General features: G+C 71.3%; 11 protein-coding genes and 1 pseudogene. 4 read left to right on the top strand and 8 right to left on the bottom strand.

Annotation, left to right across the window (positions count from 1 at the left end; genetic code table 11):
* The first annotated feature begins 45 nt into the window (after positions 1–45).
* The 3 genes and pseudogenes from OIC96_RS41535 to exaC all read left to right on the top strand — a co-directional run bounded on the left by OIC96_RS41535 (position 46) and on the right by exaC (position 3,825).
* A pseudogene (locus OIC96_RS41535) lies at positions 46–644 on the top strand (N-acetylmuramoyl-L-alanine amidase).
* Between the two features lie 155 nt (positions 645–799).
* Complete coding sequence (locus OIC96_RS41530) at positions 800–2,125, top strand: GAF domain-containing protein (RefSeq protein ID WP_330302887.1); 1,326 nt, start codon at positions 800–802, stop codon at positions 2,123–2,125.
* A gap of 176 nt (positions 2,126–2,301) precedes the next feature.
* A complete protein-coding gene (gene exaC / locus OIC96_RS41525; protein WP_330302888.1) occupies positions 2,302–3,825 on the top strand; it encodes an acetaldehyde dehydrogenase ExaC in 1,524 nt (507 codons plus the stop codon).
* A gap of 47 nt (positions 3,826–3,872) precedes the next feature.
* Here the strand turns inward: exaC and OIC96_RS41520 are convergent, their stop codons facing one another.
* Positions 3,873–4,214: a hypothetical protein gene (locus tag OIC96_RS41520; protein WP_330302889.1), complete on the bottom strand. Its 342-nt coding sequence runs from the start codon at positions 4,212–4,214 to the stop codon at positions 3,873–3,875.
* A 65-nt stretch (positions 4,215–4,279) separates the two neighbouring features.
* Between OIC96_RS41520 and OIC96_RS41515 the strand changes: the two genes are divergently transcribed.
* A complete protein-coding gene (locus OIC96_RS41515) occupies positions 4,280–4,978 on the top strand; it encodes a phosphatase PAP2 family protein (RefSeq protein ID WP_330302890.1) in 699 nt (232 codons plus the stop codon).
* 32 nt (positions 4,979–5,010) lie between these two features.
* On the opposite strand, the gene OIC96_RS41510 is transcribed toward OIC96_RS41515, so the two are convergent.
* The 7 genes from OIC96_RS41510 to OIC96_RS41480 are packed head-to-tail and all read right to left on the bottom strand — an operon-like array spanning position 5,011 to position 12,671.
* Positions 5,011–6,336, bottom strand: coding sequence for a glutamate-1-semialdehyde 2,1-aminomutase (locus OIC96_RS41510; protein WP_330302891.1), 1,326 nt, complete (start codon positions 6,334–6,336; stop codon positions 5,011–5,013).
* Positions 6,337–6,343: 7 nt separating this feature from the next.
* Positions 6,344–6,895 (bottom strand): dTDP-4-dehydrorhamnose 3,5-epimerase, encoded by a 552-nt coding sequence (rfbC, locus tag OIC96_RS41505; RefSeq protein WP_330302892.1) that lies wholly within the window; start codon positions 6,893–6,895, stop codon positions 6,344–6,346.
* On the bottom strand, positions 6,892–8,130 hold the full coding sequence (locus tag OIC96_RS41500) for a polysaccharide pyruvyl transferase family protein (RefSeq protein ID WP_330302893.1): 1,239 nt from the start codon (positions 8,128–8,130) through the stop codon (positions 6,892–6,894). The genes rfbC and OIC96_RS41500 overlap by 4 nt, the downstream gene beginning before the upstream one ends.
* Positions 8,127–9,074, bottom strand: coding sequence for a glycosyltransferase family 2 protein (locus OIC96_RS41495; RefSeq protein ID WP_330302894.1), 948 nt, complete (start codon positions 9,072–9,074; stop codon positions 8,127–8,129). Before OIC96_RS41495 ends, OIC96_RS41500 begins: the two co-directional genes overlap by 4 nt.
* The gene (locus OIC96_RS41490; protein ID WP_330302895.1) at positions 9,071–10,369 is read right to left on the bottom strand and encodes a hypothetical protein; all 1,299 of its coding nucleotides are present in this window, start codon (positions 10,367–10,369) and stop codon (positions 9,071–9,073) included. The genes OIC96_RS41495 and OIC96_RS41490 overlap by 4 nt, the downstream gene beginning before the upstream one ends.
* Positions 10,370–10,374: 5 nt before the next feature.
* On the bottom strand, positions 10,375–11,649 hold the full coding sequence (locus OIC96_RS41485; RefSeq protein ID WP_330302896.1) for a DUF4910 domain-containing protein: 1,275 nt from the start codon (positions 11,647–11,649) through the stop codon (positions 10,375–10,377).
* Positions 11,646–12,671 carry an NAD-dependent epimerase/dehydratase family protein gene (locus OIC96_RS41480; RefSeq protein WP_330302897.1) on the bottom strand — a complete coding sequence of 342 codons (1,026 nt, stop codon included), beginning with the start codon at positions 12,669–12,671 and terminating at the stop codon, positions 11,646–11,648. The genes OIC96_RS41485 and OIC96_RS41480 overlap by 4 nt, the downstream gene beginning before the upstream one ends.
* Positions 12,672–12,674: the final 3 nt, after the last annotated feature.

Raw genomic sequence — 12,674 nt, 5'->3', positions numbered from 1 at the left:
TCACCCTCGCTCAATGACCCCCCACCATCGAAAGGCAGACACACCATGGAACGGGCCAGGTCGTTCCCCAGCCGGCGGCGGCTGCTGAAGGGCGCAGCCCTCGCCGCTCTCCCCTACTCGTTACTCCCCGGCACCCGGGCCGCGGCGCAGGCCGCGGTCGTCGACTTCCCCGGCGCCGAATGGACGCAGGCGAGCACGTCCAACTACACGGCGTCCGACCGGCCGACGGCCTATCCGCTCGACTATGTGATCATCCACGTCACGCAGGCGACCTACTCCACCACCTTGTCCATCTTCCAGAATCCTCAGAAGAAGGTGTCCGCCCACTACCTCGTGCGATCGGCCGACGGGCATGTCGCGCAGTGCGTCAGGGAACACGACATCGCCTGGCACGCGGGGAACTGGGACTACAACACCCGCAGCATCGGCATCGAGCACGAGGGCTGGGTGGACCAGCCCGCCTACTTCACCAACGCCCTGTACGAGGAGTCGGCCAAGCTCACCGCCCGATCTGCACGCGATACGGCATCCCCAAGGATCGCGCCCACATCATCGGCCACTTCGAGGTACCCGGCACCGACCACACCGATCCCGGGCCGAACTGGGACTGGACGCGCTACATAAGGCTCGTCAACTTCGCCTGACCGACGGGCCCTCAGGGTGTCCGGAAGGTGATGGGTGGTGCGGGCGACGGGTGCGGTGGACGGCCACAACAACTGCCCGGACGGTCACACTGCTTGTCGGGGCCCGCACCGGGAGTGACGATGGTCCCAGCCGCATCGCCTGCCGGGAGGCCGAGTTGACCGATCCATGGGTGGCCCTGGAACCGGGCACCGATCCCGTCGAGCGGGTGCGGATCCTGCGCCGTGCCCACGAGGCGTTCACCGAGGCGGGCACGGTGCCACGGCCGGTGCGTTCCGTGGTGGCCGACTCATGGCGGCGATCGGCGCGGGCGGGCGTCGTACCGGACGGCACCGCGAGCGTGGAGCTCACGGACGGGGACCTCGGCTCCTACCGGGCGGAGCATCCACTGGCCCGGGTGATGCCGCTGTTCCGGGAACTCATGGGGACGTTCGCGGCGGACGGGGAGCATCTCCTGGCGGTGTGCGACGCGCAGGGCAGACTGCTGTGGGTCGAGGGCCATCCGGTGCCGCGGCGGCGGGCCGGGCGGATGAACTTCGTGCCGGGTGCGCGGTGGTCGGAGACGGCGGTCGGTACGAACGCGCCGGGCACGGCGGTGGCCGTCGACCGGCCGGTGCAGGTGTTCGCGGCCGAGCACTTCATCCGGCGTGTCCAGCCCTGGACGTGCGCGGCGGCGCCCGTGCACGATCCGCGCACCGGGCGGGTGCTCGGCGCGGTGGACATCACCGGCGGGGACAGGCTCGCGCATCCGCACAGTCTCGGTTTCGTGCAGGCGGTGGCGCGCGCCGCGGAGTCCCAATTGGCCTTGCTCGCACCGCCGAAGGCCATGGCCGACACGATCGAACTGACCGCGCTGGGCCGCGACGAGGCTCAACTGCTCGCGGGCGGACGGAAGATCAGGCTCAGCCGCAGGCACAGCGAGATCCTGGTGCTGCTGGCCCGGCACCCGGAGGGGCTGACGGGCGACGAGTTGTTGTGCGCGCTGTACGAGGACGAGTCGGTGACACCCGTGACGCTGCGCGCCGAACTGGCACGGCTGCGCCGCGTTCTCGGCCCGGGACTGCTGGGTTCGCGCCCCTATCGGCTCACGGCGCCGGTCGAGTCCGATGTCGCGGTCGTGGAGCGACGGCTCGGCACCGGCGCGGTCACGGCGGCCGCGGCGGTGTACGCCGGTCCGCTGCTGCCGGGTTCAGGGGCACCGGCGGTGGTACGGCTGCGGCACCGGCTCGCCGAGGGGCTGCGTACGGCGCTCGTCGCCCGCCGCGACCCCGACCTGCTGGCCGACTGGGTCCGCGCGCCGTGGGGCGAGGACGACCTCGATGTATGGCGGGCGCTGGTCGCGGTGCGCCCGACGGCGGCGGTGCGGGCGCGGCTGGCTGCGTTGGAGGCCGAGTTGTCGGCGCCACCGGGCTGGGCGCACCCCGCACCCCACGGACGGACGCGACCGGCACACCACGGGAAGACAAGCCCGACACCACGCTGACGAACACACGGCAAGCCCAACAGCCACCGGGGCACGCGGCGCCCCCGGCAACGGGCCACCGCGCCACCCCACAGGACGATTCCCGGGCACGCAACGTCTTCGCAACGTCGGCGTTCCTAGCCTCGCGGCGAGAGCTGCCCAACGGCGGGCAGCGCTTCTCCGGGAGGCAGACCAGCATGACCCGTTACGCGGCGCCCGGCACCGAGGGCGCGATCGTCTCCTACCAGGCGCGTTACGACCACTTCATCGGCGGCGAGTACGTACCGCCGGCTCGCGGACAGTACTTCGAGAACCCGAGTCCGGTGAACGGGCAGCCGTTCACGGAGGTCGCGCGGGGCACCGCCGAGGACGTGGAGCGCGCGCTGGACGCGGCGCACGCGGCGGCGCCCGCCTGGGGCCGCACCTCCGTCACGGCGCGCGGTGACATCCTGCTCAAGATCGCCGACCGGATGGAGGCGAACCTGGAGAAGCTGGCGGTCGCCGAGAGCTGGGAGAACGGCAAGCCGGTGCGCGAGACCCTGGCGGCCGACATCCCGCTCGCGATCGACCACTTCCGCTACTTCGCGGGGGCGATCCGCGCGCAGGAGGGTTCGCTCGGCGAGATCGACGACGACACCGTCGCGTACCACTTCCACGAGCCGCTCGGCGTCGTCGCGCAGATCATCCCGTGGAACTTCCCCATCCTGATGGCGGTCTGGAAGCTCGCCCCGGCGCTGGCGGCCGGCAACGCCGTCGTCATCAAGCCCGCCGAGCAGACCCCGGCGTCCATCCACTACTGGATGAACCTGATCGCGGACCTGCTGCCGCCGGGCGTCGTGAACATCGTCAACGGCTTCGGCGTGGAGGCGGGGAAGCCGCTCGCGTCCAGCCCGCGGGTGGCGAAGGTCGCGTTCACGGGTGAGACCACGACGGGGCGGCTGATCATGCAGTACGCCTCGGAGAACATCAAGCCGGTAACGCTGGAGCTCGGCGGCAAGTCCCCGAACATCTTCTTCGACGACGTCTGGGCCGAGAACGACGACTTCCGTGACAAGGCGCTCGAAGGCTTCACGATGTTCGCGCTCAATCAGGGCGAGGTGTGCACCTGCCCGTCGCGCGCCCTGATCCAGCGAGGCCACTACCGCGAGTTCCTTCAGGCGGCGGTCGCCCGCACCGAACTCATCAAGCCCGGCCATCCGCTCGACACCGACACGATGATCGGCGCCCAGGCCTCCAACGACCAGCTGGAGAAGATCCTCTCCTACCTGGACATCGGCCGGCAGGAGGGCGCCAAGATCCTCACCGGCGGTGAACGCGTCGAGCACGACGGTGAGTTGAAGGGCGGTTACTACGTCCAGCCGACGATCTTCGAGGGCGACAACCGTATGCGGATCTTCCAGGAGGAGATCTTCGGACCGGTCGTCTCGGTCACGTCGTTCGACGACTTCGACGACGCGATCAAGATCGCGAACGACACTCTGTACGGGCTCGGGGCCGGCGTATGGACGCGTGACATCAACACCGCCTACCGCGCGGGCCGTTCGATCCAGGCGGGCCGGGTCTGGACGAACTGCTACCACGCGTACCCGGCACACGCGGCGTTTGGCGGCTACAAGCAGTCCGGCATCGGCCGCGAGACCCACAAGATGATGCTGGAGCACTACCAGCAGACCAAGAACCTTCTTTGTTCATACAGCCCGAAGAAGCTCGGGTTCTTCTAGGGGCCCAAGTCGGTTGTCTGGAGGGAACTTTGACCCTCCAGACAACCTCAGAGCGCGATCACCATCCTTATTGTTGGATAGGGTGACAAGTAGAGGATGATCCCGAAGCCCTTGGCCGGGGTGATGGCCAGGCCGGCGAGTGCGGGGCTGGGTCGGACACGACAGGGGGGCTCGCGTTGGATCGCCTGGCCGGAGCGGATCTGGAAGTCGGCCAAGGCCAGTTCGTGCTTCACGGGTTTGTCATCCTGCTCGGTCCAGCCGCGCGGCCCGTACAGGCTGACGGTCCCGGTCATGTCGGCGGGCGGCAGCGGGCAGTAAGCCGTGGCGTGCCCGGACTTCAGGGCGCCGGAGTCGTCCGGAATCAACGCCCCGCCGTCGTAATCCCGCAACGCCCGACGCTGCGCACGGCAGACAAGAAGGTCACTACCGCGGGTCGACCGGACGCGGTGGGCGTGTGACCGGCCGGCCGGCGCGCGCGTTGCTGCCCCCGCCGCTGCGCGCGCGGCTCGGGCTGATCGCGGCGCTCGCCACGCTGGTGGTCGTCGCGCTCGGGGTCCTGTACGCCGGCCACAGCGAGCCCGGCAGGGTGGACAGGTGGATCATCCAGCCGACTGCGGACAGTGTGCGGCCGCCGTGGCGGCGCGTCGCTCTGGCCATGGACTTCCTGGGAGAGCCCGCCGGAGCGACGATGTTGGTCGTGGCCGCCGTGGCAGGCTGCCTGCTGCTTCGACGTCCTCGCGCTGCGGTGCTCATCGTTGCCGGCGTCGGCATGAGCGTGGGGACGGCGACACTGCTCAAGCACCTGGTGGGACGCACCATCCACGGCGACGGCAACCTGTCCTATCCGAGCGGGCACACCGCCTTCGCCACCGCGCTCGCCCTCATGGTGGCGCTGCTCGCGACCGGCCGGCTCGGCCTCGGCAGGACGGCCGGCACGTCACTCGTGCTCGCCGCGGCGCTGGTTGCCGGCGCCGCCATGGGCTGGGCGCAGGTCGCTCTGGGCGCGCACTACCCGACCGACGTCCTCGGCGGCTGGTGCACCGCGCTGGCGGTGATACCGGCGACCGCGTGGTTGGTCGACCGGCTGGCCGACCGGATGGCCGACCCGCTGGTCGATCGGATGGCCGACGCCGGTCGGCGGGAGCGCCGCTGACGCCACGCCACGCCACGTCATGTCATGTCATGTCACGCCAAGCGGCGGAACACGGGCTTCACCGGCCGCCCGGCCAGCCAGGGGCTGGGGTCAGCGGCGTCCAGTGCCTTCCGGTACACCGCACATGCCTGGGCCACCACGTCGACGGTGTGGTCGATGTCGGCGTCGCTGAGCGCGCTGCTCACCACGAACGACGGGGCCAGCACCCCGCCCGCGAGGAGCCTGCGCAGGAACAGGGTGCGGTACGGCTGCGACGGCTGCCGGTTCTCGTCGAGGGTGGCGAAGACCAGGTTGCTGGCCCGGCCCCGGACGACGATGTGGTCGGCGACGCCCATGCCGGCCGCCGCGTCGCGGACACCGGCGGCCAGCCGCTCGCCGAGGGCGTGCAGCCGAGCGGTGACGCCCTCCTCGACGTAGGTGGTTTGCACGGCCATCGCGGCTGCCAGGGAATGCGTTTCCGCACCGTGCGTGGTGGACAGCAGGAACACCCGGTCGCCGGAGTGACGCAGCCCGCCCCGCTCCATCAGTTCGCGGCGCCCGGCCAGCGCGGAGACGGCGAACCCGTTGCCCAGCGCCTTGCCGAACGTGGAGAGGTCGGGGACGACGCCGTACAGGCCCTGCGCGCCCGCCTCGGACCAGCGGAACCCGGTGATCATCTCATCGAAGATCAGTACGCAGCCGTGCCGGTCAGCCAGTTCGCGCAGGCCGACGAGGTATCCGGGCGGCGGCTCGGTGTGGGTGGCGGGTTCGAGGATCAGGCAGGCGATCTCGTCCGGGTACCGGTTGAGCATCTCCTCCGTGGCGGTCAGGTCGCCGTAGGGGAAGGACGCGATGAGCTCGGTGGTCGCCGCCGGAATGCCGGCGGACATCGGTGTGGTGCCGATGAACCAGTCGTCGACGGAGAAGAACGGATGGTCGGAGCAGAGGGCCACCCGCGAGCGGCCGGTGGCGGCGCGGGCGAGGCGTACCGCGGCGGAGGTGGCGTCGGAGCCGTTCTTCGCGAACTTCACCATCTCGGCCGTCGGCACGGTGGCCAGGAAGCGTTCGGCGGCCTCGACCTCCACGATGGACGGCCGGACGAAGTTGCTGCCGCGGCCGAGTTCCCGCCGCACCGCCTCGATCACGCGCGGGTGGGCGTGACCGAGGCTGACCGACCGCAGGCCGGAGCCGTACTCGATGTAGCGGTTGCCGTCGACGTCCCACACGTGGGCACCGCTGCCGTGGCTGATGACCGGGGCCAGGTTCTCGGGGTACTGGTCGTCGCCCTTGGCGTAGGTGTGAGCGCCCCCGGGGATCATGGCGTGCAGCCGCTCGTTGGCTGTCCGCGAGAGGGGCAGGTCAAGCACTTCGGTGTCCACGGGGACCTCAGCTTTCTCTGTGCTTCAGGACCTCGGCGAGGCTCGGCGCCTCTCGGTCCCGTTGGGACATCAGTGCAACCGGCAGCGGCCAGGGAATGGCGAGCTCCGGGTCGTCGAAGGCGATGGTCACGTCCTCGGCCGGATCGTGCGGGCGGTCGATCCGGTACGAGGTGTCGGCGGTGTCGGTCAGTGCCTGAAAACCGTGCGCGCATCCCGCGGGAATGTAAAGAGTTGGTTGTGATTCTCCTGTGAGTTCAAAGGAGGCCCAATTGCGGTAGGTCGGAGAATCCGGCCGCAGGTCCACGACAACGTCGAAGATCCGCCCGTACGAGCACCGCACCAACTTGGCCTCGCCTGCGCCGGAGCGCAGGTGCAGGCCGCGCAGTACGCCCCGGACCGAGCGGGACAGGCTGTCCTGGACGAAGGCGTCCGGGTCGAGGCCCACCGAGCGGACCACGTCGGCGTCGAAGGTGCGGCAGAAGAAGCCGCGTTCGTCGGCGTACGGCGTCGGCTCGAAGAGGAACGCACCGGCGATCTCCGGGACTTCGGTCGCTTTCATGGAGACTCCTGCCGAGCGTGGGCGTGGGTGTGACCAGTCGCGGGGAACACGGCCGCGGTCAACGAGCTGAACTGGTCCTCCAGTTGCCGGGCGGCGGCCCGGTTCCGCTCGGCGAGGGTCTGCCGCAGTTCGGCCGATCGCTTCTCCAGCGCCCGGAACTGCTCCAGCAGCCGGTCGGCGTCGACCTCGCGCGCCGGGTGACAGAACGCGCCGAGGCCCATCCGATCCATGAGCGCGTCGCTCTTCGCCGCATAGCTGAGTGCGAGCACCGGCGTGCCGGTCTTCAGCGCGCAGATCAGGTTGTGGTACCGGACCGCCACCACGGTGTCGGCAGCCGCCATCTCCTTCATCAGGTCGGCCAGTGAGGACGGCTCGGCAGCGGTGACCAGCGGCGAGTCCACCGCGTCGAGGATCGCGGCGACCACCGACGCATCGCATTCGTCGCCGGTGAGCAGCCGGACCGGCCTGCCCTCCTCGGCCAGCACGCGGACGAACCGGATCGTCCCGTCGAGGTAGCGCCGGTATATCTCCTCGGCCCTGGCGCGGTCGTCGTTGCCGCCATGGAAGTCCATGACACCGACGCAGACCGGGCCCGGCGAGCCCGAGGGCGCGCTCGCCGGCGGCGCCGGCAGGGAGAACGCGAGGTCCGGGTAGACCTCGTCGCGCGCGGTGTCCACGCCCATGGCCCGCATCGCGTCACGGGACTGGGCGTCCCGGTAGGACCGGTACGTGGCCAGCCGCGCCGACCAGCGCACCAGGGCCCGGGTAGGCCGGTTGCCGATGGTCGCGGCGCCGACGCTGACCAGCGCGACCCGGGTGCTCAGCAGTCGGCCGCTCGCGCAGAGCAGGAACAGCGAGTACGGGAAGCCCCACGGCCGCAGCGGCAGGGTGGCCTCCAGGACGCCCATGCCCGGCACGATCACCACGTCGTGCCGGCGCACCCAGGCGGCGGTGCGGAAGACGTCGGCGAGTTTTCCCAGGCCCTTCGCCGCGATCGCGCCCGCCCGCGACGCGGTCCGGTACTCCCCGCGGTTCCAGTGCAGCCGCGTGGCGGGAATCCCGAACCGGGTCGTCACGGCCTCGGGCCCGCCGCACAGCGCGTCCACGACCGCGTCCGGGTGCTCGGCGCGGAGGTACCCGAGTACGGCCTCGAGCGATCCGTCGTTGCCGAGGTTGCCGGAGCCGAGCAGGCCGAACACCCCGACGCGCACCGGGGCCTTGTCCGCTGACGTCATGCCTGCCTCCCCTCACGGCCGGCGACGAGGGCGTCGACGGAGACCGTGAGCAGGGCCGGGTCGACCGGGGCGCGGTCCTCGACCCGCTCGCCGGCGCCCGGCCGGACCCGGCTGGTCATCCACGCGGCCAGGTGGCGGTAGCAGGCGCGCCGGTCGGCCGGGGACAGCGGCGCCCGCCGGATCGCCGAGGCGAAGCCCCAGACGTACTCGGCGAGCAGCCGGGGCGTCGGGTGCAGCAGGCCTGCCCGGCGCGGGTCCAGGTTGACGCACCGGGAGCGCTTGGAGGGGTTCGCCCGCTCGGCGCGGGTGGGGTGGTCGCGGCGGAAGTACAGCAGCTCCGGCACCTGGTGGAAGCGCCCGTGCAGGGTGATCTCCGCGACGAACGTGCGGTCCGCGTGGTGGTAGCTGTCCATCGGTTTCACCCGGCGCAGTACGTCGGCCCGCAGCACCCCGTAGAAGTCGTCGCCGCCCGGCTCGAACAGCAGGCTGCGGAAGCGCTCCGGCGCGTGCGGCGAGCCGGTGGCGAGGGTGTACTCGTAGGGGACCGTCACCTGGCCGTCGCCGTCGATGACGGCCTGGTCGGTGTGCGCGAGGATCACGTCCGGCCGCTCGTCCAGCGCCTCCACGCAGCGTCGCAGCAGGTCGCGGCCGTAGAGGTCGTCGTGCGAGGCCCACTTGAACAGCTCGCCGCGGGACTCGGCGAACACATGGTTGTGGTTCGGCGTGGCGCCGATGTTCCGGGGCAGCCGGTGGTACCTGATGCGGGAGTCCTGCGCGGCGTACTTGCGGCAGATGTCCTCGGTCCCGTCGGTCGAGGCGTTGTCGGAGACGACCAGTTCGAAGTCCTCGTAGGTCTGGCCGAGCAGGGCGTCGAACGACTCGGCCAGGTACTCCTCGCCGTTGTACACGGGCAGGCCGATGCTCAGCCTGGGTCGGGCGGTCATGGGGTCCTCACTTCGGGGATGCGGTTGTGGTGGTGCTCGCGCAGGGCGGACCGCAGTTGCAGCCACCACACGGCCGAGCCGCTGAGGGTCGCGGCGGCGACGCCCCAGGCGGAGCCGGCCGTGCCGGCAGCGGCCGCCCCGCCGAGTCCGCCGCCGACGTAGCAGGCGGAGGCGAACAGCTGGCAGCGCAGGCTGCGCCGGGCCGCGCCGAGCGCGCGCAGCCCGGCCGCCGCGCCGGTGCCGAGGCCCGCGCCCGCGACACTGAGGGTGATCTGCACGATGAGGGGCGAGGAGGAGTGCCACACGTCGCCGAGCGCCAGCTCACCGAGCCGGCCCGGCATCAGGAGCAGCGCCGAGCCCCAGAGCAGCGCGCCGGCTGCCTGCCCGCCGCCGAGCAGGAGGCAGAACCTGCCCAGTTGATGCGGGGCCCGCCGCAGCACCCGGGCCGCCTCCGGGACGGTGACCAGCGAAAGCCCCATCAGCACGGCGAGGAACGGGCCCATCAGGAGCTCGGCACCCCGCACCGCGCCCACCGCGCTCACCGCGACGATCGCGCCGAGCCCGTACGCCCGCACCTGGCTGGCGCCGCTGAGGCTGACGTTCTCGACCAGGTACCGGTAGCCGAGATCGCGCTGTTCGCGAAGCCAGCCGCGCGCCTCGGCCATCCGGGGCCGGATGCCGGACTGGAAGTAGCCGTACCCCGCGGCCACCGTGGCGGACGCGCCCCAGGCGAGCACGAAGGCGGCCACGCTGTCCGCGTGGGCCGCCACCACCATGGCCGGGACGAGCGCGATCCCCCACACGACGTCGTTGACGAACGCCTTCCGCCCGGCGCCGGCGGCGAAGAACGAGAACCGCCAGGCGTCCTGGAGCAGCAGTCCCGGCAGCATGACACCGAGGGCCACGAACGCGGGCCCCACCCGGCCGCCGAGGCCGAGCCCGGCCGCCAGGCACACCACGCCGAGGGCCGCACCGACGCCGAGCGCGGTACCCGTCGACCGGGCCACCGCCCCGCGCCAGGACGCCTCCGGCACGCCGCTGAAGCGCACCACGAGCGGGTCGGTGGCCAGGCCGCGGGAGACGTTGAGCACCACGCCGTAGGTCACCCAGGCCAGGCTGAACACGCCGAACGCGGTCACCCCCAGCGAGCGGGCCACGTAGATGCCCACCGCGAAGTTGCTGATGCTGGAAGCCGCCTGGTCGGCCAGTCCCCAGGACAGCCGGCCGACGAGGGCCCGTTTGGCGGACCGGGCCGGTGGCGCCGTTCTCTGCGAATTCTCCCCCTGGGTGGTCATCGGCCTCATGCCTTGATCAGCCCGGCGCCGTGCAGAGCGCTCGCCGCGCCGGCAACGGTGTCGAACGGCAGCCCGGACCGCTCGGCGACGTCCAGCAGACTGTGCTCGCCGTCGGAGAGGTTGAGCACCCAGAGCATGGCCATCTGGGCCTGCTTGGTGTCGCTGCGGCCGCCGAGCGCGTCGTACAGCCCGCGCCGGCCCAGTTGCGGTTCGCCGTAGGGGCTGAGGTTGAGGTACCGCCGGTTGCGGTCGAGGACGGCGAATGCCTCGCGGCAGACGGCGAGGGTGTCCGCCATCGCCTCCGGGGAGACGAAGTCCAGGTTGTCCGCCGAGGTGTGGTACTCGGGGTAGCCGGCGTACGGGGTCCGGCTGAGCGAGCCCACGCCGAGATCGAACCCGGGCGAGCAGTATTGCCGCTCGTCGTAGCCGTACGGAGTGAACTCGGTGACGTGGTGCGGGCGTTCGGACGCGGTCAGCACATGCCGCATGACACGGTCGATCTCCGCGTCGCCGCGTCTGCTCTGCTTGTACGTCAGTTGGCCCGAGTCGCCGGCGCAGGCCAGCACGAGCCCGTGCTTGACCCGCTCCACCCGCTCGGCGTTGCGGGCCAGCCAGGTGATCGCCCCGATGGTGCCGGGCGCGTAGATGAACCGGTAGGTGTAGTACGGCGTCTGCTCCGCCAGCGCCCGGGCCAGGAACGTCGCCACCGCGATGCCGGCCAGGTTGTCGTTGGCCAGTGACGGGTGGCAGACGTGGCAGGAGACGATCACCTCGTCGGGGACCTGACCGGGGACCACGTGCTCGGCGTAGGTGAGGTGGCCGTCCGCGAGTGTGGAGTCGATGCGCACCTCGTACTCGCCGTCGGGCAGCGCGTCCAAGGTCTCCTGGGCCAGGCAGAAGCCCCATTCCGGCTTGTAGTAGCTGGTGCGGTAGGGCACCCAGGCCGGGTGGTCCGGCAGGGTGTGCAGGTGTCCGCGCAGCTCGGCCAGCGGCATGGTCGCCGACACGGGCACGCTGTAGCCGAGCACGTGCAGGCTGGACGCGGCGAAGTCGACGACCCGGTTGCCGGCGTTGTCGGCGACGTACGCGTCCCGGATGTTCCACTCCTGCGGCACCGTCCAGTCGAGCACCTGCGTCCCGGTCGGCACCTCGTGCACCTGAAGCGGGACGTACTCGCCGACGATCTCCAGGGTGGCGCGCACACCGTCCCCCGTGATGCTCCGGCACAGCGGGTACAGCCGCTCCACCAGCGCGTGCATCTCTTCGCCGGCCTTGGTCATCGGCGCCACCGCAGGGTGTCGTCGACGGCGCCGGCGTCGGACGCCGCGCGCAACACGGCAAGGCGGGTGAAGCGTCGCTCGAAGTCCTCCTGGGTCAGCCCGTGTTTCCGGTAGGCGTCGGCGAGTTCGAGCGCGCCCTGCTTCACCGTCCACTCGCAGTCGAAGCCGGGGATCGCGGCGCGGAACCGGGAGAAGTCGACCCGGTACGACCGCGGATCGGCTCCGTTCTCCCCGGTGATCACCACCTTCGCGCCGGACACCGCCTCGGCGACCTGGTCGGCGATCTCGGCGACCGTGACGTTGTTGATCTCGCTGCCGATGTTGAACGCCCGGTCGTGCACCGCTTCGCGCGGCGCGGTCAGCGCGGCCGTGAAGGCGCGTGCGATGTCGGCGGCGTGCACCAGCGGGCGCCAGGGGGTGCCGTCGGAGAGCACCAGCACCTCGCCGGACAGGAGCGCGTGGCCCACCAGGTTGTTCAGCACGATGTCGGCGCGCAGCCGGGGCGAGTAGCCGAAGGCGGTGGCGTTGCGCATGAACACCGGGGTGAAGTCGCCGTCGGCCAGCGCGTGCAGGTCGTCCTCCACCCGCACCTTCGACTCCGCGTACGGCGTCACCGGGCGCAGCGGGGCGTCCTCGGCCACCAGGTCGTCGCCGCCGGAGGCGCCGTAGACCGAGCAGGTCGACGCGTACAGGAAGCGCCGCACTCCGGCGTCGCGGGCCAGCCGCGCGAGGCGTACGGACGCGTGATGGTTGATGTCGTAGGTGAGTTCCGGCGCCAGCGATCCCAGCGGGTCGTTGGACAGCGCGGCCAGGTGGATCACGGCGTCCACCCCGGCCACGTGTTCGGCCGTGACGTCGCGCAGGTCCACGCGATGCCCGGACGGGTCCGCGGGCGACGGGCCGAGAACGCAGTCGGCGAACAGGCCGGCGTCAAGACCGACGACCTCGTGCCCGGCGGCCGTGAGTACCGGGGCCATCACGGTGCCCAGGTAGCCCTGGTGTCCGGTGAGCAGTACGCGCAAAGT

This window comes from Streptomyces sp. NBC_00775 (assembly GCF_036347135.1).
Classification (GTDB): domain Bacteria; phylum Actinomycetota; class Actinomycetes; order Streptomycetales; family Streptomycetaceae; genus Streptomyces; species Streptomyces lutosisoli.
Note: the sequence above shows the minus strand (reverse complement) of the source record. Positions and strands in the feature narration are given on the sequence as shown.

Coding starts and splice junctions, on each gene's coding strand:
- exaC (WP_330302888.1), top strand. CDS start 2,302: ATGACCCGTTACGCGGCGCCCGGCACCGAGGGCGCGATCGTCTCCTAC.
- rfbC (WP_330302892.1), bottom strand. CDS start 6,895: ATGAAAGCGACCGAAGTCCCGGAGATCGCCGGTGCGTTCCTCTTCGAG.
- OIC96_RS41490 (WP_330302895.1), bottom strand. CDS start 10,369: ATGACCACCCAGGGGGAGAATTCGCAGAGAACGGCGCCACCGGCCCGG.
- OIC96_RS41500 (WP_330302893.1), bottom strand. CDS start 8,130: ATGACGTCAGCGGACAAGGCCCCGGTGCGCGTCGGGGTGTTCGGCCTG.
- OIC96_RS41485 (WP_330302896.1), bottom strand. CDS start 11,649: ATGACCAAGGCCGGCGAAGAGATGCACGCGCTGGTGGAGCGGCTGTAC.
- OIC96_RS41495 (WP_330302894.1), bottom strand. CDS start 9,074: ATGACCGCCCGACCCAGGCTGAGCATCGGCCTGCCCGTGTACAACGGC.